Source organism: Pseudomonas sp. C11 (genome assembly GCF_034683865.1).
In the GTDB taxonomy this organism is placed as follows: domain Bacteria; phylum Pseudomonadota; class Gammaproteobacteria; order Pseudomonadales; family Pseudomonadaceae; genus Aquipseudomonas.
Window position 1 is genome coordinate 610,292 of sequence record NZ_JAWIIP010000001.1, and the last position, 20,581, is coordinate 630,872.

The following is a 20,581-nucleotide window of genomic DNA, read 5'->3' on the forward strand; positions in this document are numbered from 1 at the left end:
AGACTTGCGCATTCCGTATTATGGTATACCATGAGACGACAAACCGCCTTTACCCCCTGCCCGGAGTGATTGCCCCATGAGTTTCGAAATTCGCAAGATCGTCACCTACACCGAAGAAACCCGCATCGAAGGCGGCAAGGCCACCGACAGGCCGGTGACCATGGTGGGCCTGGCTGTCGTGATCAAGAACCCCTGGCTGGGCCGCGGCTTCGTCGAAGACCTCAAGCCGGAAATCAAGGCCAACTGCTCCGACCTCGGCTCGCTGATGGTCGAGCGTCTGACTGCCGCGATCGGCGGCGCCGAGAAGATCGAAGCCTATGGCAAGGCCGCCGTGGTCGGTGCCGAGGGCGAAATCGAGCACGCCTCGGCGGTGATCCACACCCTGCGCTTCGGCAACCACTACCGCCAGGCCGTCAACGCCAAGAGCTACCTGAGCTTCACCAACAAGCGTGGCGGCCCCGGTACCTCGATCCAGATCCCGATGATGCACAAGGACGACGAAGGTCTGCGTTCGCACTACATCACCCTGGAAATGCAGATCGAAGACGCCCCGCGCGCCGACGAAATCATCGTCGTCCTCGGCGCTGCCGACGGCGGTCGCCTGCACCCGCGCATCGGCAACCGCTACATCGACCTGGAAGAACTGGCTGCTGAAAAAGCCAACGCCCAGTAACTCGCGAACGTGCAGGAGCACTCCATGATTCGGCTCACCGCTGAACACACACCGAACGGCACCAGCTACCTGGCTACGGGTCAGGGTCAGCCCGTGGTGCTGATCCATGGTGTCGGCCTGAACAAGGAAATGTGGGGCGGTCAGATCGTCGGCCTGGCCCCGCACTTCCAGGTCATTGCCTACGACATGCTCGGCCATGGCGCCAGCCCAAGGCCGGCGCCCGGCACCACCCTGGAGGGCTATGCCGCGCAACTACGCGACCTGCTCGACCATCTCGGCCTGGCACGCGCCAGCGTCATCGGCTTCTCCATGGGCGGCCTGGTGGCGCGGGCTTTCGCCCTGCACCATCCGGAGCGGCTCGACAGCCTGGTGATCCTCAACAGCGTGTTCAACCGCAGCACCGAACAGCGCGCCGGCGTGATCGAGCGTACGCGCCAGGCCGCCGAGCATGGCCCGGATGCCAATGCCGAAGCGGCGCTGTCGCGCTGGTTCAGCCGTGAGTACCAGGCCGCCAACCCGGCGCAGATGGCGGCGATCCGGCAGACCCTGGCGAGCAATGACCCGCAGGGTTACCTAACCACCTATGAGCTGTTCGCCACCCAGGACATGTATCGTGTCGACGACCTGAGCAGCATCCAGGCGCCGACGCTGGTCGCCACCGGCGAGCTGGATCCCGGCTCCACGCCGGACATGGCTCGCCAACTGGCCGCACGCATTCCGGGCGCCCAGGTCGCCATACTCGATGAGCAACGGCACATGATGCCGGTGGAGTCGCCGCGCCTGGTCAACCAGACGCTGCTGGGCTTCCTGCAGCAGGTGCAGAGCTTCCAGAATCAGAACAAGGGGATCGTTGCATGACACTCGCACGCTTCCAGATGTGCATCGACGGCCAATGGCTCGATGCGCTCTCCGGCAAGACCTTCCAGAGCCTCAACCCGGCTCTGGCCGAGCCCTGGGCCGAACTGCCCGACGCCGATGAACGCGACGTCGACCGCGCCGTGCAGGCCGCCCAGACGGCCTTCGACAATCCGGCCTGGCGCGCGCTCAGTGCCACCGCGCGCGGCAAGCTGCTGCGCCGCCTGGGCGACCTGATCGCCGAGAACAAGGAACAGCTGGCGCAACTGGAAAGCCGCGACAACGGCAAGCTGATCCGCGAAACCCGCGGCCAGGTCGGCTACCTGCCGGAGTTCTTCCACTACACCGCCGGCCTGGCCGACAAACTCGAGGGCGGCACCCTGCCCCTCGACAAGCCGGACATGTTCGCCTACACCACCCACGAGCCGCTCGGCGTGGTGGCCGGCATCATTCCCTGGAACAGCCCGCTGTACCTGACCGCCATCAAGCTGGCTCCGGCGCTGGCGGCCGGCAACACCATCGTGCTCAAGCCGTCCGAACACGCCTCGGCGACCATTCTCGAACTGGCCCGTCTCGCTCTCGAAGCCGGCTTCCCGGCAGGCGTGGTCAACGTGGTCACCGGCTATGGCCCAAGCACCGGCGCGGCGCTGACCCGCCATCCGCTGGTGCGCAAGATTGCCTTCACCGGCGGCGCCGCCACCGCACGTCATGTGGTGCGCAGCAGTGCGGAGAACTTCGCCAAGCTGTCGCTGGAACTGGGCGGCAAGTCGCCCAACATCATCTTCGCCGACGCGGATCTGGACAGCGCCATCAACGGCGCCGTGGCTGGCATTTATGCCGCCTCCGGACAGAGCTGCGTAGCCGGTTCGCGCCTGCTGGTGCAGGACGATATCTACGACGAATTCGTCGAGCGCCTGATCGAACGCGCCCAGCGCATCCGCATCGGCAACCCGCAGGACGACGCCAGCGAAATGGGCCCCATGGCCACTGCGCAACAACTGGCCGTGGTCGAAGGCCTGGTGGCCGATGCCATCGCCGAAGGCGCCCGCCTGCGCCTGGGTGGCAAGCGCCCCGCCATCGACGCCAAGGGCTGGTACTACGAGCCGACCCTGTTCGAGTGCGACCGCCACTCGATGAAGATCATGCAGGAAGAGGTCTTTGGCCCGGTGGCCTCGGTGATCCGCTTCAAGGACGAAGCCGAAGCGCTGGCCATGGCTAACGACTCGCAATTCGGCCTGGCCGCCGGCATCTGGACACGCGACCTGGGCCGCGCCCATCGCCTGGCCAAAGGCATTCGCTCCGGCATCATCTGGGTCAACACCTACCGCGCGGTATCGGCCATGGCGCCGATCGGCGGTTTCAACAACAGCGGCTACGGCCGCGAGAGCGGCATCGACTCGGTGCTGGCCTACACCGAACTGAAAACGGTGTGGATCAACCTCTCGCAGGCGCCCATGCCTGATCCCTTCGTGATGCGCTAGGAGACTGCAAAGATGATCGAACCCGGCATCTATAAAGAAGTGATGGGCTCCTTCCCGTCCGGCGTCACCGTGGTGACCACCCTGGACAGCGAAGGCGGCATCGTCGGCATCACCGCCAGCGCCTTCAGCGCGCTGTCCATCGACCCGGCGCTGGTGCTGTTCTGCCCCAACTACGCCTCCGACACCTACCCGATCCTGCGTGACAGCAAGCGCTTCGCCATTCACCTGCTCGGTGCCGACCAGCAGGCCGAAGCCTACGCTTTCGCCGGTAAGGGCAAGGACAAGGCCAAAGGCATCGAATGGCACCTGAGCGAGCTGGGTAACCCGCTGCTGAGCAAGGCCACCGCCATCATCGAATGCGAACTGTGGCGTGAATACGACGGCGGCGACCACGCCATCATCGTCGGCGCGGTGAAGAACCTGATCCTACCCGAGCAGGAAGTCACGCCCATGCTCTACCACCGCGGCAAGCTCGGCGCCCTGCCCCAGCTCGCCTGATTCTCTTTTGGCCGCGCCATTACCCCCTCGGTAGCGGCCTTTTTTATTCCGCACGCGGTGCCCTCAAGGCGTCGCGGCAGTGGCCAGCCCGCTCGCCTCGTCAGCAGGCGAACGTGGCAGGCCACCTGTTCCCATCCGCTCTGGCTCCCAGGGAGCCAGTTTGCAACGGAGCCCCCCATGACCTCTCTGTTTCGCCAGCAGGCTTTCATCGACGGACACTGGCTCGACGCCCAGGACGGCTCGACCAGCGCCATCTTCAACCCGGCCAACGGCCGCCAGATCGGCAGCGTGCCGCACATGGGCGCGGCCGAGACGCAGCAGGCCATCGCTGCCGCCAACCGCGCCTGGCCGGCCTGGCGCGCACTGACCGCAAAGGAGCGCAGCAACCTGCTCAAGCGCTGGTACGCGCTGATCATCGAGCACAGCGATGCGCTCGCAGAAATCCTCACTTTGGAACAGGGCAAGCCACTGGCGGAAGCCAAGGGCGAGATTCTCTATGCCGCCAGCTTCATCGAATGGTTCGCCGAGGAAGCCAAGCGCATCTACGGCGACACCATCCCCAGCCACAAGAGCGATGCGCGCATCGTCGTGAACAAGGAGCCAATCGGCGTGGTCGCGGCCATCACGCCGTGGAACTTCCCGGCAGCGATGATCACCCGCAAGGTCGGCCCGGCCTTGGCCGCCGGCTGCACCTGCATCGTCAAACCGGCACCGGAAACCCCCTTCAGCGCCCTGGCCCTGGCCGCCCTGGCGGAACAGGCGGGGATTCCCGCTGGCGTACTCAACGTGATCACCGGCGATGCCGTAGCCATCGGCGGCGAGCTGACCAGCAGCCCACAGGTGCGCAAGCTCTCCTTCACCGGCTCGACGCCCATCGGCAAGTTGTTGATGGCGCAGTCGGCCAACACGCTGAAGAAGGTGTCGCTGGAACTGGGCGGCAATGCGCCTTTCATCGTCTTCGACGATGCCGACCTGGAAAAGGCCGTGGACGGCGCGCTGGTCGCCAAGTACCGCAACAACGGCCAGACCTGCGTGTGCGTCAATCGCTTCCTGGTGCAGGCCGGCATCCACGATGCCTTCGTCGCGCGTCTGGCCGAACGGGTCGCCGAACTCGGCGTTGGTGATGGCTTCAGCGAGGGCGTCAAGCTCGGCCCTCTGATCAACGAACGCGCCGTGCAGAAGGTCGAGGATCACGTGCACGACGCGCTGAGCAAAGGCGCACGCCTGGTGCTGGGCGGCGAACGCCACCCGCTGGGCCACGGCTTCTTCCAGCCCACGGTGCTGGCCGAGGTGACCGAGCAGATGAAGGTCGCCCGCGACGAAACCTTTGGCCCACTGGCGGCAATCTTCCGCTTCGGCGATGAAGCGCAAGCGGTGCGCATGGCCAATGACACCGAGTACGGCCTCGCCGCCTACTGCTACACCCGTGACCTGGGCCGTGCCTGGCGCATGAGCGAGGCGCTGGAATATGGCATGGTCGGCATCAACGAAGGGCTGATCTCCACCGAGGTCGCCCCCTTCGGTGGCGTCAAGTCGTCCGGCCTGGGTCGCGAAGGCTCGAAGTACGGCATCGACGATTATCTGGAGATCAAATACACCCTGATGGGCGGCCTGTAACCACAGAAGGATGAGCAGATGAGCAACGAAAAGTACGAAAAGGGCCTGGCCATTCGCACTCAGGTGCTGGGCGAGGCCTACGTCAACAAATCCATCGAGAACGCCGACGACTTCAACCGCCCACTGCAGGAACTGGTCACCGAGTACTGCTGGGGCCACGTCTGGGGCCGCGAGGGTTTGTCGCTGAAAGAGCGCAGCATGATAAACTTGGCCATGATTTCGGCCCTCAACCGCCCGCATGAACTGAAGCTGCACGTTCGCGGCGCCCTGCGTAACGGCCTGAGCCGTGAGCAGATCCGCGAGATCCTGCTGCAGGTCGGCATCTATTGCGGCGTACCGGCAGCGGTAGACAGCTTCCGCCTCGCTCGGGAAGCCTTCGCCGAAGCAGACGCGGAGCAGGGCCAGCAAGACTGATGAAGGAGCGCCCACGGGGCACCTCTAAAAACGTAATCGAGGCAGCCAGCGCAATACCGATGGCGGCCCCGCAAAAACAGGCGAAAAACGCTCGGAGTCGCGTTCGACTTTACGTGTTGTAAATGAGCATTTTGAGCCTGTTTTTAACGCAGCGATGGCAACGCAGATAGTTTTTAGAGATGCCCCAAGGGTGCTCCTTCGTTGTTTTTCTACGGATAGCCTCACAAGAGCGGACCCCATGAAACGCCTGCCACTCGACGACAGCTTCAAGGTCAATCGCAACCCGGTCACCCTGCGCGAAATCGTGCTGGACAAGTTGCGCAGCGCCATCATGAATTTCCAGCTCCTGCCGGGCGATCGCCTGGTCGAGCGTGACCTCTGCGATCGCCTCGGGGTCAGCCGCACCTCGGTACGCGAGGCGCTGCGCCATCTGGAATCCGAAGGCCTGGTGGAGTTCGCCGGTGCCAAGGGCCCACGCGTGGCCATCATCACCCTGGAAGACGCCCGCGATATCTACGAGCTGCGCTGCGTACTGGAAGGCCTGATCGTCCAGCTGTTCACCCTCAACGCCAAGCCCAAGGACATTCGCGCCCTGGAAAAGGCTCTGGAGGAGAACCGCAAGACGCTGGAGAGCGGCGACCTGCAGGCCGTGTTGGAGTCGGTTCAAGGCTTCTACGACGTGCTGCTCGAAGGCTCCGGCAACCAGATCGCCGCCACCCAGCTGCGCCAACTGCAGGCTCGTATCAGCTACCTGCGCGCCACCTCGGTGTCGCAGACCAACCGCCGTGGCACCAGCAACCAGGAAATGGAGCGCATCGTCGAGGCGATCAAGAGCGGCGATCCGCTGGCCGCGCACCAGGCCTCGGTGGATCACGTCCGGGCAGCCGCCAAGGTGGCGCTGGACTACCTTAAGTCCAAGCAGGACGAAACCGGGGAGATGCGCGACTTCGTCATCCCTATCGCCCAGCAAGAGCCCCGTATCGGACGCTGATGCCATGCCCGCTCCGCGCTTCTGCCCGCAGTGCGGCTCGGGCGATCTCAGCCGCCGACTGCCCGACGGCGACACCCATGAACGCCTGATGTGCGGCGCCTGCGGCTATATCCACTACGAGAACCCCAAGGTCATCGCCGGCTGCATCATCGAGCGCGAGGGCCGCTACCTGCTGTGCCAACGCGGCATCCCGCCACGTGTTGGCACCTGGACGCTGCCGGCCGGCTTCATGGAAAACGGCGAGACCACCGAACAGGCCGCGCTGCGCGAAGTCTGGGAAGAAACCGGGGTACGCGCCGAAATCCTCTCGCCCTACTCCATCTTCAGCGTGCCGCGCATCAGCGAGGTGTACATCATCTTCCGCGCCTGCGCGCTGGAGATCACCGGCCAGCATGGCCCGGAAACCCTCGACTACCGCTTCTTCGCCCCCGAGGAAATCCCCTGGGACGCGATCTACTACCCGGCCATCCGGCAGATCCTCGAGCGCTATATCGAGGAACGCCAGGCCGGCGTGTACGGCATCTATATGGGCAACGACGACACCGGCAAAGTGCATTTTATGCGCTGAGTGCCGCCCCCGCCCCGGATGCAATCCGGGGGACGCGCCCTCTGTGGAGCATCCCGGATTACATCCGGGCTACGTCGCCCAAGCGCTCGGCATCACGCCTCGACGCCCTCGACGATGATAACTTCCGCCTTCGCCACCCCCTGGCGATGCACACAAGCGTCCTGGTATTCGGCCGAGTTGTAGCAGGCCAGCGCCTGCTCGTAGGAGTCGAACTCGATCACCACGCTGCGCTGCGGTGTCGACCGCCCCTCCATGGCCTGCGAGCGGCCACCGCGAGCCAGGAAACGCCCACCATGCAGGCTGAACGCGGCGGGCGCGCGGCGGGTGTATTCGCTGTATTGCTGCGGGTCGGTGACATCGACGTGGGCGATCCAGTAGGCCTTCATGCTGACTCCGGTAGAGGGTGGTTTTATAGGTATTATGGTATACCATGAATCCATCCTCCCGAGACAACCCAGGTGCCGCCTCATGTCATTCAACTCCATCGAAGAAATCATCGAAGACTACCGCCAGGGCAAGATGGTGCTGCTGGTCGATGACGAGGATCGCGAGAACGAGGGCGACCTGCTGCTGGCTGCAGAGAAGTGCACCCCGGCCGCGATCAACTTCATGGCCCGCGAGGCGCGCGGCCTGATCTGCCTGACCCTGACCGAAGAACATTGCCAGCGTCTGGGCCTGGAGCAGATGGTGCCGGCCAATGGCAGCGCCTTCAGCACCGCGTTCACCATTTCCATCGAGGCCGCCCAGGGCGTGACCACCGGCATTTCCGCCGCCGACCGCTGCCATACGGTGCTGACCGCCGTGGCGCCGAACGCCGTGGCCGAGGATCTGGTGCAGCCTGGGCACATCTTCCCGTTGCGCGCCCGCGACGGCGGCGTGTTGACCCGCGCCGGACACACCGAAGCCGGCTGCGACCTGGCCCGCCTGGCTGGGCTGACGCCGGCCTCGGTGATCGTCGAGGTGATGAACGAAGACGGCAGCATGGCGCGCCGCCCGGATCTGGAAGTGTTCGCCCGTCAACACGGCATCAAGATCGGCACCATCGCCGACCTCATCCATTACCGCCTGAGCAATGAACACACCGTGGTGCGTATCGGTGAACGCGAGCTGCCCACCGTTCACGGCACCTTCCGCCTGGTGACCTATGAAGATCGCATCGCCGGCGGCGTGCACATGGCCATGGTGATGGGCGACATCCGTCACGATGAGGCGACGCTGGTACGCGTGCACGTGATCGATCCGCTGCGTGATCTGGTCGGCGCCGAATACACCGGCCCGCAGAACTGGACGCTCTGGGCGGCCCTGCAGAAAGTGGCGGAAACCGGGCATGGCGTGGTGGTGGTGCTGGCCAACAACGAATCGTCGCAAGCCCTGCTCGAACGCGTACCGCAACTGACTCAACCGCAGCGCCCGTTCAGCCGCACACAGTCGCGCATCTATTCGGAAGTGGGTACCGGCGCCCAGATCCTGCAGGATCTGGGCGTCGGCAAGTTGCGTCACATGGGCCCACCGCTGAAGTATGCGGGCCTAACCGGCTATGACCTGGAGGTCGTCGAAAGCTTACCTTTCGAGCCAGCGGTTACAGCTTGAAGCGTGCCACCATCTGATTGAACGACACAGCCAGGCGCGACAGATCCTGGCTGGACGCGCTGGTCTGGTTGGCACCTGCTGCAGTCTGGGTCGACAGCTCCTGGATGTTCACCAGATTGCGATCCACTTCGCGGGCCACCTGGGCCTGCTCTTCGGCGGCGCTGGCGATCACCAGATTGCGCTCGTTGATCCCGGCGACGGCCTGAGCAATGCGCTCCAGCGCCTCACCGGCCTGCTGCGCCAGGCTCTGGGTGCTCTGTGCCACATCCTGGCTCTTGCCCATGGAACGCACGGCCTGCTCGGCGGTGTTCTGCACGGTACCGATGATCGATTCGATTTCACCGGTGGAGGTCTGCGTGCGCGCAGCCAGCGCGCGAACCTCATCGGCCACCACGGCGAAACCACGGCCCTGCTCGCCGGCACGCGCCGCTTCGATGGCCGCATTGAGCGCCAGCAGGTTGGTCTGCTCGGCGATGCCTCGGATCACGTCGACCACGTTGCCGATATTGCGCACCTGCTCGGCCAGGGTCTGCACGGTCGAAGTGGACGCACCCAACTCGACCACCATGCCGTTGATGGCCTGCACCGCTTCACGTGCGCCTTCACGCCCACCCTCAGCCTCCTGGTTGGCACTGCGCGAGGCTTCAGAGGTGGAGACGGCGTTGCGCGCGACCTCCTCCACCGCAGCGGTCATCTCGTTGACGGCGGTGGCCGCCTGCTGAATCTCGTCATTCTGACGCACCAGGCCACGCGTGCTTTCGTCGGTCACCGCGCTCAACTCTTCGGCCGCCGAGGCCAGTTGGTCGGATGCCCCGGCGATCTCCTGCAGAGTGCGGCGCAGGCTAGCCTGCATGCTGCCCAGGGCACGCAACAGTTGACCGGCCTCATCCTGGCGAGTGCTGTCGATCTGCACCGTAAGATCGCCTTCCGCCACGCGCTGGGCGCTGACCACCGCAGCAGCAATGGGCGCACTGATGCTGCGCGTGATCAGCAGCCCCAGCGCGATGGCCAGCAAGAAGGCAAGCGCGACGCCGCCATAGAGCATCAGCTTGGCCGAGCTCTCCAGTTCCTTGGCGTTCTCAGCCCCTTCTGACGCCTGGCGATTGTTGGAGTCGATGATGGTGGTCAACTTCTCACGCAGTGCCGCGAATTGCTGGCGCTGTTCACCATTGATGAGTGCGCTGGCCTCGTTGGTCTGCCCCTGCGACAGCAGTTGCAGCATGCGGGCTACCGTTGCGTTGTAGGCGGGCCAGTCACGCTCCATCTGGTCACCCGCGATACGCTCGTCATCCGCCAGCAGCGTTTGCCGATATTCGGCGAAGTTCTTCGCCGCTGTCCGAGCGTTTTCCTGCAGGCTGTCGATGACCTCCTGGCGAGCGGCTTGCGGCTCCTGCGCTACCGTCAAGCTGAGCAAGCGATAGAGATCGCGCTGCTGCGCCAGCAGCGCAGAGTTGACGTTGTTGACCTTTGCCACCGACACGAGGTTATTGGCGAATACCGACTGTAACGCGTTCGATAGCTGGCCGATGCCATTGCCACCCAAGGCACCGATGATCAGCGTGATAAGGGCCGAAAGAATGAAGGCAGAAAGCAGTTTGGTCGCCAGTTTAGTGTTGTCGAGCCAGCTCATGATGAGCTCCTAGGCAGAGAAAGCAGGAAGAGGAACGGTAAACCGATATTCACCAATGGTCTGAATCGGCTTATCGATTAATAACTTAAGCGGATGCGGAGGAAATTCCGTGAGAGATGAGGCCTGGACACGGCCAAGGCGGCTTGCATAAATCTTGGAATACCATAATATGATATTCCGTAGGCCGAGCAATCGAACGAGCGCATCAGGACAATCCCAACAAGCCCTCGATCACGGCCAGACTTAACACACCCCGAATGGGGTCACTGCTCCCTGAAGGCGGGCGTGAACAATCGCCCGCTTGCGTAAAAACACAACAACGAGGGCAAGCAAGATGGTGTTCAAGAAAACCATAGCGGCAACGCTGATCGCCACGCTCATGGGCGCGGCAGCCGCCACCGCAAGCGCCGCCGATAGCCTGAGCTTCGTCAGCTGGGGCGGTACCACTCAGGATGCGCAGAAAGACGCCTGGGCGGTGCCATTCGGCGAAAAGACCGGCATCAAGGTGCTGCAGGACGGCCCAACCGACTACGGCAAACTCAAAGCCATGGTCGAAAGCGGCAACGTGCAGTGGGACGTGGTCGACGTGGAGGCGGACTTCGCCCTGCGAGCCGCCCGCGAAGGCCTGCTCGAACCCCTAGACTTCAACGTCATCAAGCGCGATCGCATCGACCCGCGTTTCGTCTCCGACCACGGTGTCGGCTCCTTCTTCTTCTCCTTCGTACTCGGCTACAACGAACGAAAACTCGGCAAGGGCAAACCGCAGGACTGGACAGCGCTGTTCGACACCGCGACCTATCCGGGCAAGCGTGCGCTGTACAAATGGCCGAGCCCCGGCGTGCTGGAGCTGGCCCTGCTGGCTGACGGCGTACCGGCCGACAAGCTCTATCCGCTGGATCTCGATCGCGCCTTCAAGAAACTCGACACCATCAAGAAAGACATCGTCTGGTGGGGCGGCGGCGCGCAGTCGCAACAACTGCTCGCCTCCGGCGAAGTCAGCCTCGGCCAGTTCTGGAACGGGCGCATCCATGCCCTGGAACAGGAAGGCGCCTCGGTGGGCGTGAGCTGGAAGCAGAACCTGGTCATGGCCGATTTCCTGGTCGTGCCCAAAGGCGCGAAGAACAAGGATGCCGCCATGAAGTTCCTGGCCATGGCCAGTGGTGCAGAAGGTCAGGCCGAGTTCGCCAACCTCACTGCCTACGCACCGGTCAACCTGGATTCGGTCGCGCAGCTCGACAAAGAGTTGGCACCCAGCCTGCCTACCGCGCATGAAGCCGATCAGATCACCCTGGACTTCGCTTACTGGGCCGAGCATGGCAATGACATCGCCGCCCGCTGGAATGAGTGGCTGCTGAAATGAAGATCGCCGCCGTGCCGTTGACCCAGTCACCCGCCGGCGGCTCTCCCCGCCCGGCGCGTCTGGCTCGCTGGAAGGGTTCGCTCCCGCTGCTGCCTGCCTTGCTGTTCCTGGCGCTGTGCTTTCTGGCGCCACTGATCGGGCTGTTGCTGCGTGGCGTGCTGGAGCCGACGCCCGGGTTGGGCAACTACGAAACCCTGTTCGCCAATTCGTCCTACGCCAAGGTGCTGTTCAACACCTTCTCGGTGGCGGGTCTGGTCACGTTGATCAGCCTGCTGCTGGGCTTTCCCCTGGCCTGGGCCATCACCCTTGCCCCGCGTGGCTGGGGCCGCTGGCTGCTGAGCATCGTCCTGCTGTCGATGTGGACCAGCCTGCTGGCCCGCAGTTACGCCTGGCTGGTGCTGCTGCAGGGCTCGGGAGCAATCAACTCGGCGCTGATGTGGCTGGGCCTGATCGATGAACCGCTGGAGCTGGTGCATAACCTGACCGGTGTGGTGATCGGCATGAGCTACATCATGATCCCGTTCATCGTTCTGCCGCTGCAGGCGACCATGAGCGCCATCGACCCGATGGTGTTGCAGGCCGGCTCGATCTGCGGCGCCAGCCCCTGGAGCACCTTCTTCCGTGTGTTCCTGCCGCTGTGCCGACCGGGGCTGTTCTCTGGCGGCCTGATGGTGTTCGTCATGTCCCTGGGCTACTACGTCACCCCGGCGCTGCTCGGTGGCGCGCAGAACATGATGCTGCCCGAGTTCATCGTCCAGCAGGTGCAGTCCTTCCTCAACTGGGGCCTGGCCAGCGCGGCGGCAGCCCTGCTGATCGCCATTACCCTGCTGCTGTTCTACGTCTATATGAAGCTGCAGGCGGAATCGCCGGTCGCCTCCAGTAACGCGAGGTAAACATGCTGCTCTCCCCCAATGCCATTGGCGGTCGGCTGCGTGCCGGCCTGTACCTGACCACCGGGGCGATCGCCGCCTTCCTGCTGCTGCCGATCGTGTTCATCGTGCTGCTGTCGTTCGGCTCCTCGCAGTGGCTGGTCTTCCCGCCACCGGGCTGGACGCTGAAGTGGTACGGCCAGTTCTTCTCCAATCCGGAGTGGATAGCCTCGGCCCTGACCAGCCTCAAGGTCGCCGTGCTGACCACCGTCTGCGCTGTCGCCCTCGGTCTGCCTTGCGCCTTCGCCCTGATACGCGGCAAGTTTCCCGGCCGCGAAGCCTTGTACGCGCTGTTCACCCTGCCGATGATCGTGCCGCTGGTGATCATCGCCGTGGCCGTGTACGCGCTGTTTCTCAAGCTCGGCTACACCGGCACGCTGTTCGCTTTCGTGGTCAGCCACGTGATCGTCGCGCTGCCGTTCACCATCATCTCGATCATCAACTCGCTGAAGCTGTTCGACCAGTCCATCGAGGATGCTGCGGTGATCTGCGGCGCCTCGCGCCTGCAAGCCATCGTCAAGGTGACCTTCCCGGCCATCCGCCCCGGCATCGTCGCCGGCGCGCTGTTCGCCTTCCTGGTGTCGTGGGACGAGGTGGTGCTGAGCGTGATGATGGCCAGCCCGGAATTGCAGACCCTGCCGGTGAAGATGTGGACCACCCTGCGCCAGGATCTGACGCCGGTCATTGCAGTGGCCTCGACCCTGCTCATCGGCCTGTCCATCGCCATCATGCTGATCGCCGCGCTGCTGCGTCGGCGCAGCGAAACGAACGCCTGATTATTCGAGGTACATGAGATGAGCGCGGTACTCAAAACATCCGATGAACAGGCGCCCCTGGTCAGCCTGCGCAACCTGAACAAGCATTACGGCAACTTCGCCGCTGTCGACAACATCAACCTGGACATCCGCGACGGCGAGTTCCTCACCTTCCTCGGCTCCAGCGGCTCGGGCAAGAGCACCACCCTGGCCATGCTCGCCGGCTTCGAGACGCCCAGCTCCGGGGAAATTCTGGTCAACGGCCAGTCGCTGGTGCAGGTACCGCCACACAAGCGCGATATCGGCATGGTGTTCCAGCGCTATTCGTTGTTCCCGCACCTCAACGTGCGCGACAACATCGCCTTCCCGCTGACCATCCGCAAGCAGAAACCCGCCGAGATCGAAAAGCGTGTCGATGCCATGCTCAAGCTGGTGCAGCTCGAACCTTTCGCCCACCGTCGCCCTGCGCAACTCTCCGGTGGTCAGCAGCAACGCGTGGCCATCGCCCGCGCACTGGTCTACGAACCGCGCATCCTGCTGATGGACGAACCACTCGGCGCCCTCGACAAGAAGCTGCGCGAGGATCTGCAGGACGAACTGCGCCACCTGCACCGGCGCCTGGGCATCACCATCGTCTACGTCACTCATGACCAGGAAGAAGCCATGCGCCTGTCGCAGCGCATCGCCATCTTCAGCCACGGCAAGATCGTCGGCCTGGGCACCGGCACCGACCTCTACCAGGCACCGCCGAACGCTTTCGTCGCCTCGTTCCTGGGCAACTCCAACTTCCTCCGCGCCACGGCCGTCAACGCCCAGCAGGTGATGTTCGAGCAGCGGCCGCTGCAGGTGCCCGCGCAATCGGCGCAGCACGCGGGCAAGGAAGTGCTGCTGATGATCCGCCCCGAGCAGGCGCAACTGCTGACCGCCGAACAGGCCAGCGCCACGCCGCTACCGGCCGGCTACAACGAGATCTCCGCAAAGGTCGAAGAGATGGTCTTTCTCGGCGACAGCCTGACCTGCAGCGTGATCACCGCTGGCGGCAGCCGCCTCAGCCTCAAAGCCTTGTCCATTGCGGCCACGACTCACCAACCGGGCAGCGACGTGCGCGTGCGCTGGCAGACGGCACACACCTGCGTCTATCACGAGTGGAACGACAGCGATCTGCTCAAGGGCGCCGGCAGCCACTGAAGCCAGACCTCGACGACCCTCGGCGGCGAGCCTCGAGTCGACGCCGAGTTGGCCACTGCAACGGCAATATTGTGGAAACACGCGGGGCGTCACAAAGCGCACATGCGCGCTTGACTTCACCCCGCTGAAACGGGCATCTGGCAAGGCTTAGCTCAGCCTGTCCGAGACTCGCGGCAACACCGCACCGATCCGATGAATGCAACAGGTCAAGCGATGCAATAAGTCATGCCTCAGTAGTTCTAGCGCAGCACCCAACAAGGAGGGTCCTATGCACAAAAGGCTGTTGGCAGTGGGGGCGCTGATCGCCGCTTGCCAGTTCACGTCGGCGCAGGCCGAGCAACAGACGCTGACCTTCGTCAGTTGGGGCGGCTCCACCCAGGCCGCGCAGGAACAGGCCTGGGCCATCCCCTTCGAGCGTGAGACCGGCATTCGCGTCATCCAGGCCGGCCCCACCGACTACGACAGTTTTCGCAAGATGGTCGAGAGCGGTGACGTGACCTGGGACGTGGTCGACGTCGAGGCCGACTTCGCCCTGCGCGCCGGCCGTGAAGGGCTGCTCGAGCCCCTGGATCTGAAGCAGGTCGCCCAGCGCCAGATCGATCCACGCTTCGTCACCATCTATGGCGTCGGCTCGTTCTATTTCTCCTTCATCCTCGGCTACAACACCCAGGCCCTCAGCGAAACGCCCTCCGGCTGGGCGGCGCTGTTCGACCTCGAACGTCATCCTGGCAAGCGTGCCCTGTACAAGTGGCCAAGCCCGGGCGTGCTGGAAATGGCCCTGCTGGCCGATGGCGTGCCGGCCGACAAACTCTACCCACTGGATCTCGACCGCGCCTTCAAGAAGCTCGACAGCATCAAGTCGCAGATCGTCTGGTGGGGCAGCGGCGAGCAATCGCAACAGTTGCTGACCTCCGGGCAGGCCAGCCTGGGCATGTTCTGGAACGGCCGGATCAGCGCCCTGCAGCGTGAGGGCGCGAGCGTAGGCATCGATTGGCAGCAGAACCTGGTCACGGGCGATTTCCTGGTCATCCCCCGGGGTACGCGCAACAAGGAAGCGGCCAAGCGCTTTCTGGGTCATGCCACCAGCGCGGCCGCCCAGGCCGACTTCGCCATGCGCAGCGGCTATGCGCCGGTTAACCTGGGCAGTGCGGCATTGATACCGGCGCAGCTCGCGGCGGAGCTGCCGAGCGCTCATGCAGCGGGCCAGATCACCCTCGACTTCAAGTACTGGAGCCGTAACGGCGCGGCCATCAGCAAGCGCTGGTACGCCTGGCAAGGGCAATAGTCGCAAGGGCTTGCGCGCCCAGACCTTTGGTATACCATATTATCGTAATACCTCAGCAGTTCATTCAGAGGCTACTGCGATGATCCACCCCGATACCTACAAGAAAGTCATGGGCGCCTTTCCCTCTGGCGTCACCGTCATCACCACCCTCGACGACGACGGCCAGGTTGCCGGCCTGACTGCCAGCGCCTTCAGTTCGCTGTCGCTGGATCCGGCCCTGGTGCTGTTCTGCCCCAATTACAGCTCCGATTCCTACCCGCTGCTGATCCGCAACAAGCGTTTCGCCATTCACCTGCTCTCTGCCGGACAACAGCACGAGGCCTACGCCTTCGCCAAGAAAGGCAAGGACAAGGCGCAGGGTATCGAGTGGCGCTTGAGCGAACTGGGCAACCCGTTGCTGCCAGGCGCCACGGCGATCATCGAATGCGAGCTGTGGCGCGAGTATGAAGGCGGTGACCACGCCATCCTGGTCGGCGCGGTGAAGAATCTGATCGTCCCCGAGCAGAGTCCGGCTCCAATGGTCTATTGCCGCGGCAAGATGGGTGCGCTGGCGGCCTTGGCCTGATCACGCGCCATCACACCCGCAGAACTCGCTGGCGCTGGCCTGAACAAGCGCCAAGGCACAGACGATCTGCGGGCTTGACTGATCAGCCTTCTCCAGGCGCGACCATACGCATGGGCCGAGTGCCTATCTTGGCCCCCGTGACCTCGTCCACAGCGATCGCCTGAATTTCCGTGCCGGTTTCGGCATCGAGGAAACGCGTCAGCTTGCCGCCTCCGCGATGCTGCCGACCCCACGCGCCAATCATGAACAACACCGGCAGGAAGTCGCGCCCCGCCGCGGTCAATAGATATTCCTCCCGCGGCGGATGCTCAGAGTAGCGCCGCTTCTCCAGCAATCCCTCTTCAGTCAGCGACGCGAGCCGGCGCGTCAGCATCGTCGGGGCAATGCCCAGACTCTTGCGCAATTGATCGAAGCGCGAGAGGCCAGCATGGGCGTCCCGCAGGATCAATATGCTCCAGGCATCCCCCGCTACAGCCAGGGTTCGTGCGATCGGGCACGGGTCATCGCATTCTTTTTCACTGTCCATACTATTTTGATAGTGACTTCTTTTCAGGTTGACTGTATTGTCCGTATCAAATTGATACTAACAGCTCGCCGACGAGCAATCCATCCGCGTGGAGATTTCATTGATGCCTCCCAACACCTCAGATATCGCACCCTCAGCCGCTGTCTCTTCACTCCACACTACAACCAAGACGCCCAGCCCGAGCGCTACCTGGCAATGGAAGGATGTCCCAACCCGCATGCTCGATGTCGACGGGACAGCTTTTGCTTATCGACAACTCGGGCCTGACTCCACTGTGCCAGTGGTCTTTCTGCATCACCTGATGGCTACGCTCGATGACTGGGATCCAAGGCTGATCGACGGTATCGCTGCGCAACGCCAGGTGATCGCCTTCGACAATCGCGGAGTGGGGGCATCGCAAGGTTTGGTGCCAGCCAACATCGACGAGATGGCGCGCGATGCCATCGCCTTCATCCGCGCCATGAAGCTCGAGCAGGTCGATCTGCTCGGCTTCTCGATGGGCGGTGGCGTGGCACAGAGCATGGCCCTGCAGGCGCCTGGCCTGATTCGTCGCCTGGTACTGACAGGAACGGGGCCGCGCGGCGGTGGCGGCATCGACAAGGTTACCAAGGTCGCGGTGCTGGCCTATCTCAAGGCGGCCCTGACCTGGAGCGACGCGAGGAACTTCCTGTTCTTCCCACGCACGAGCGATGGCAAGCGCGCCGCACAGGATTACTTCGCCCGGCTCGCAGAACGTAGCAAGGACCGAGACAAGACGATCTCGCTGCAGGCGCGTCTCGCCCAGCTCAAGGCGATCCGCCATTGGGGTTTGAGCGACCCTGACGATCTTTCTGCCATCGAGCAGCCGGTGCTCCTGGCAAACGGCGACAACGACCTGATGGTCGACAGCCAGCTCTCGGTCGAGATGGCTCGGCGGCTGCCGAATGCCTACGTCACGCTTTTCCCCAACTCGGGGCATGGCGGGATCTTTCAGTACCACCGCGCCTTTGTGCCTGCGGTACTGAAATTCCTGGCCGACTGATCCGAGCCGGTAAACATGCCCAGTCAGAGACGAAGCCTCACACCATGAAAGCCCTTACCTTCAAACGCTACGGCAAATCGCCCGAGATTGGTTTCAGTGATCTTCCTCGCCCTACCCTCAAGGCCGACGAACTCTTGGTCGAGGTGCATGCCGCCGGCCTGAACCCGATCGACAATATGGTCATGACGGGTATGTTCAAGCCGATCCTGTCCTTCCAATTTCCAGCCACGCTGGGTAGTGACCTCGCCGGTGTGGTGGTCGCGGTCGGCAGTCAGGTTACGCGCTTCAAGCCGGGCGATGCCGTGTTTGCCAGCCTGTTCGATCTAGGCCGGGGCTCGCTGGCCGAACTTGCCGTCGTCCCGGAGCATGCAGCCGCCCTGAAACCAGCCAACCTGGACTTCGTGCAAGCTGCATCTATCCCGATGGTCGGGCTTACCTCATGGCAGGCGCTGAATGAGCGCGCTCGCCTGCAGGCCGGGCAAAAAGTCTTCATCCCCGCCGGCTCCGGTGGAATCGGCACATTTGCCATCCAGTTGGCCAAGCACCTGGGAGCCCGGGTGGGCACCACCGTCAGCACGAGCAATATCGAGCTGGTGCGTAGCCTGGGGGCAGACGAAGTAGTCGACTACAAGAAACAGGCATTCGAAGAGGTGCTACACGGCTATGACGCCGTACTTGGCACCCTCAGGGGCGATGCGCTGGAAAAAGCCATGGCCATCCTCAAACCGGGCGCCAAGATCGTTTCGCTGATTGGCCCGCTGGACGCAGCATTCGCGCGCGCAAGAGGGCTGAACCTTGTCCTGAGAGGCGTATTTGGGCTGATGAGCCGCAAGATCAGGCGTCTTGCGAACCGACAGGGCGCCTCCTACTCGTTCCTCTTCGTGCGCCCCGATGGCCACCAGCTCGCTCAGCTTGGCCAACTTCTCGAAGCACAGCGTATTCGGCCAGTGATCGACAAGGTATTCAACTTCGAACAGGCAAAAGAGGCGCTCGACTACCTCGCCCAGGGGCATGCCAAAGGCAAGGTAATCGTCAGCATGCGTTGAGCCCCCATCCGTACATAGAGGAAAGACCCATGAGCATTTCTGGAAAAATCGCCGTGGTAACCGGTGCTTCATCCGGCATCGGTGCCATTTATGCGGCTCGTCTCGCCCAGCGCGGCTATGACCTGTTGCTCGTTGCCCGGCGTGGTGAACGCTTGCACAGCCTTGCCACCCAGCTGGAGCAGAACTTCGCCATCAAGGCTGCGACACGAGTCGCCGATCTCGAGAACGAAGCCGACCTGACCGCACTGGCCACCACGCTCGCCGAAGACCCAGCGATCGCCGTACTGGTGAACAACGCCGGGATCGCCAGGCTCAACCCAGTCGCCGAGGTGTCGCCGCAAGATTCACTGGCGCAGATCGCCTTGAATATCACCGCACTGACGCGCCTGACGCATGCGGTGCTGCCAGCGTTCAAAGCGCGTAACGAGGGGGTGATCATCAACATTGCCTCGGCCTTGTCGCTGCATGCGCTGCCGATAAGCGCCGTATACAGCGGCACCAAGGGTTTCGTGCTCAATTTCAGTCGTGGTCTGCAGCAGGAACTGGCCAACACGGGGGTTCGGGTGCAGGTGGTCTTGCCTGCCGCCACGGCCACCGATCTTTGGGACGCTGCAGGGGTGCCCTTGGCCACGCTGCCGAAAGAAGCGGTAATGGCAACCGAACACCTCGTCGATGCGGCAATGGCCGGTTTCGACATGGGCGAATCGGTCACCCTGCCATCCCTGGCGGATAACGCCCTGTGGGAGCGCTTCGACACGGCACGTGCGGAGCTCTTCGCCGCAATGCAGACCGGCCAGCCGGCACCACGACTGCTCAAGCTCTAACGCCGCATCTCCAAGCGGCGCTGCCGATGGCCCCGGTCAGGTCTTGAAGCGACGCACGAGGCCATTCAACTCATCCGACAGCGCCGTCAGGGTCTTCGCATCACTGCTGGTCGCGCTGGCCAGTTCGGCCACCTGCTGCGAATCGCTGTGGATCTGGCTGATGTGGCGGTTGATGTCCTCGGCCACCTGGTGCTGCTCCTCGGCGGCAGTGGCGATCTGCGTGCTCATGTCACGGATGTTGTCCACCGCATCGCGGATCATCTCGAAGCTCGAGCGCGCCTCACCGATGGCGTTGACGGTCTGGCGCGACACGTCGAGGCTGGCGTGCATCTGCCGCGCAGTGTCCTGGGTGCGTCGGGCCAGGTTGCCGAGCAGGCCATCGATCTCCTCGGTGGCATCGGAAGAACGCTTGGCCAGCGCCCGCACCTCGTCGGCCACCACGGCGAAGCCACGCCCCTGCTCGCCGGCACGCGCCGCCTCGATGGCAGCGTTGAGCGCCAGCAGGTTGGTCTGCTCGGCAATCGAGCGAATGGTGCCGAGGATCGACTGGATCGAATCGCTGTCCTGCTGCAGTTGCTGCATAGACTCCACCGAACGGGCGATCTCGTCGCTCAGGCGGGTGACGCTGTCGGCCGAGGTCTGGATCTGCTGCTGGCCGGCATGCGCCTGGCGCTGGCCGGCATCAGCCGAGCCGGCGGCCTCGGAACAGGCGCGCGCCACCTCGTTGGCAGTCATGACCATCTCGTGGAAGGCGGTCGAGACCAT

At 63.6% G+C, this 20,581-nt stretch carries 21 protein-coding genes and 1 pseudogene; 18 read left to right on the forward strand and 4 right to left on the reverse strand.

The window, feature by feature from the left end:
• Nucleotides 1–76: 76 nt before the first annotated feature.
• From VC352_RS02775 to VC352_RS02810, 8 genes are all read left to right on the forward strand, one after another.
• Nucleotides 77–673 carry an amino acid synthesis family protein gene (locus VC352_RS02775; protein ID WP_322978044.1) on the forward strand — a complete coding sequence of 199 codons (597 nt, stop codon included), beginning with the start codon at nucleotides 77–79 and terminating at the stop codon, nucleotides 671–673.
• 24 nt (nucleotides 674–697) lie between these two features.
• Nucleotides 698–1,531 carry an alpha/beta fold hydrolase gene (locus VC352_RS02780; protein ID WP_322978045.1) on the forward strand — a complete coding sequence of 278 codons (834 nt, stop codon included), beginning with the start codon at nucleotides 698–700 and terminating at the stop codon, nucleotides 1,529–1,531.
• Nucleotides 1,528–3,009: an aldehyde dehydrogenase gene (locus tag VC352_RS02785; protein ID WP_322978046.1), complete on the forward strand. Its 1,482-nt coding sequence runs from the start codon at nucleotides 1,528–1,530 to the stop codon at nucleotides 3,007–3,009. Before VC352_RS02780 ends, VC352_RS02785 begins: the two co-directional genes overlap by 4 nt.
• Nucleotides 3,010–3,021: 12 nt before the next feature.
• A complete protein-coding gene (locus VC352_RS02790) occupies nucleotides 3,022–3,507 on the forward strand; it encodes a flavin reductase family protein (RefSeq protein ID WP_322978047.1) in 486 nt (161 codons plus the stop codon).
• Between the two features lie 177 nt (nucleotides 3,508–3,684).
• Nucleotides 3,685–5,124, forward strand: a complete 1,440-nt coding sequence (locus VC352_RS02795) for an NAD-dependent succinate-semialdehyde dehydrogenase (RefSeq protein ID WP_322978048.1) — start codon at nucleotides 3,685–3,687, stop codon at nucleotides 5,122–5,124.
• An 18-nt stretch (nucleotides 5,125–5,142) separates the two neighbouring features.
• Complete coding sequence (locus VC352_RS02800) at nucleotides 5,143–5,538, forward strand: carboxymuconolactone decarboxylase family protein (protein ID WP_322978049.1); 396 nt, start codon at nucleotides 5,143–5,145, stop codon at nucleotides 5,536–5,538.
• A gap of 238 nt (nucleotides 5,539–5,776) precedes the next feature.
• Nucleotides 5,777–6,529 carry a GntR family transcriptional regulator gene (locus VC352_RS02805; protein ID WP_322978050.1) on the forward strand — a complete coding sequence of 251 codons (753 nt, stop codon included), beginning with the start codon at nucleotides 5,777–5,779 and terminating at the stop codon, nucleotides 6,527–6,529.
• Between the two features lie 4 nt (nucleotides 6,530–6,533).
• The gene (locus VC352_RS02810) at nucleotides 6,534–7,097 is read left to right on the forward strand and encodes an NUDIX hydrolase (protein WP_322978051.1); all 564 of its coding nucleotides are present in this window, start codon (nucleotides 6,534–6,536) and stop codon (nucleotides 7,095–7,097) included.
• A 92-nt stretch (nucleotides 7,098–7,189) separates the two neighbouring features.
• Here VC352_RS02810 and VC352_RS02815 read toward each other — a convergent pair whose 3' ends face one another.
• Nucleotides 7,190–7,483, reverse strand: a complete 294-nt coding sequence (locus VC352_RS02815; RefSeq protein ID WP_322978052.1) for a DUF1330 domain-containing protein — start codon at nucleotides 7,481–7,483, stop codon at nucleotides 7,190–7,192.
• 82 nt (nucleotides 7,484–7,565) lie between these two features.
• Here VC352_RS02815 and ribBA point away from each other — a divergent pair, with 82 nt between their 5' ends.
• Complete coding sequence (gene ribBA, locus VC352_RS02820; RefSeq protein WP_322978053.1) at nucleotides 7,566–8,687, forward strand: bifunctional 3,4-dihydroxy-2-butanone-4-phosphate synthase/GTP cyclohydrolase II; 1,122 nt, start codon at nucleotides 7,566–7,568, stop codon at nucleotides 8,685–8,687.
• Here the strand turns inward: ribBA and VC352_RS02825 are convergent.
• Nucleotides 8,677–10,317 carry a methyl-accepting chemotaxis protein gene (locus tag VC352_RS02825; protein WP_322978054.1) on the reverse strand — a complete coding sequence of 547 codons (1,641 nt, stop codon included), beginning with the start codon at nucleotides 10,315–10,317 and terminating at the stop codon, nucleotides 8,677–8,679. The genes ribBA and VC352_RS02825 overlap by 11 nt on opposite strands.
• A gap of 334 nt (nucleotides 10,318–10,651) precedes the next feature.
• Here VC352_RS02825 and VC352_RS02830 point away from each other — a divergent pair, with 334 nt between their 5' ends.
• The 6 genes from VC352_RS02830 (at nucleotide 10,652) to VC352_RS02855 (ending at nucleotide 16,399) form a co-directional block, all read left to right on the forward strand.
• Nucleotides 10,652–11,677 (forward strand): polyamine ABC transporter substrate-binding protein, encoded by a 1,026-nt coding sequence (locus tag VC352_RS02830; protein WP_322978055.1) that lies wholly within the window; start codon nucleotides 10,652–10,654, stop codon nucleotides 11,675–11,677.
• A complete protein-coding gene (locus VC352_RS02835) occupies nucleotides 11,674–12,570 on the forward strand; it encodes an ABC transporter permease (RefSeq protein ID WP_416340058.1) in 897 nt (298 codons plus the stop codon). Before VC352_RS02830 ends, VC352_RS02835 begins: the two co-directional genes overlap by 4 nt.
• 2 nt (nucleotides 12,571–12,572) lie before the next feature.
• A complete protein-coding gene (locus VC352_RS02840; protein WP_322978057.1) occupies nucleotides 12,573–13,382 on the forward strand; it encodes an ABC transporter permease in 810 nt (269 codons plus the stop codon).
• An 18-nt stretch (nucleotides 13,383–13,400) separates the two neighbouring features.
• Entirely contained in the window at nucleotides 13,401–14,549 is a 1,149-nt protein-coding gene (locus tag VC352_RS02845) for an ABC transporter ATP-binding protein (protein WP_322978058.1), read from the forward strand.
• A gap of 268 nt (nucleotides 14,550–14,817) precedes the next feature.
• Entirely contained in the window at nucleotides 14,818–15,834 is a 1,017-nt protein-coding gene (locus VC352_RS02850) for an ABC transporter substrate-binding protein (RefSeq protein WP_322978059.1), read from the forward strand.
• Between the two features lie 79 nt (nucleotides 15,835–15,913).
• Nucleotides 15,914–16,399: a flavin reductase family protein gene (locus VC352_RS02855; RefSeq protein ID WP_322978060.1), complete on the forward strand. Its 486-nt coding sequence runs from the start codon at nucleotides 15,914–15,916 to the stop codon at nucleotides 16,397–16,399.
• Nucleotides 16,400–16,481: 82 nt separating this feature from the next.
• On the opposite strand, the gene VC352_RS02860 is transcribed toward VC352_RS02855, so the two are convergent.
• Complete coding sequence (locus VC352_RS02860; protein WP_322978061.1) at nucleotides 16,482–16,925, reverse strand: helix-turn-helix domain-containing protein; 444 nt, start codon at nucleotides 16,923–16,925, stop codon at nucleotides 16,482–16,484.
• Between the two features lie 217 nt (nucleotides 16,926–17,142).
• Between VC352_RS02860 and VC352_RS02865 the strand changes: the two genes are divergently transcribed.
• Genes VC352_RS02865 through VC352_RS02875 form a run of 3 tightly spaced genes read left to right on the forward strand, consistent with a single transcriptional unit; the run spans nucleotide 17,143 to nucleotide 19,816 of the window.
• A complete protein-coding gene (locus VC352_RS02865; RefSeq protein ID WP_322978062.1) occupies nucleotides 17,143–17,946 on the forward strand; it encodes an alpha/beta hydrolase in 804 nt (267 codons plus the stop codon).
• Nucleotides 17,947–17,990: 44 nt separating this feature from the next.
• Nucleotides 17,991–18,992: an NADP-dependent oxidoreductase gene (locus tag VC352_RS02870; protein WP_322978063.1), complete on the forward strand. Its 1,002-nt coding sequence runs from the start codon at nucleotides 17,991–17,993 to the stop codon at nucleotides 18,990–18,992.
• A gap of 29 nt (nucleotides 18,993–19,021) precedes the next feature.
• On the forward strand, nucleotides 19,022–19,816 hold the full coding sequence (locus tag VC352_RS02875) for an SDR family oxidoreductase (RefSeq protein ID WP_322978064.1): 795 nt from the start codon (nucleotides 19,022–19,024) through the stop codon (nucleotides 19,814–19,816).
• A 36-nt stretch (nucleotides 19,817–19,852) separates the two neighbouring features.
• Here VC352_RS02875 and VC352_RS25280 read toward each other — a convergent pair.
• Nucleotides 19,853–20,389, reverse strand: a pseudogene (locus VC352_RS25280) (methyl-accepting chemotaxis protein); the annotation flags it as partial.
• Between the last annotated feature and the right edge of the window lie 192 nt (nucleotides 20,390–20,581).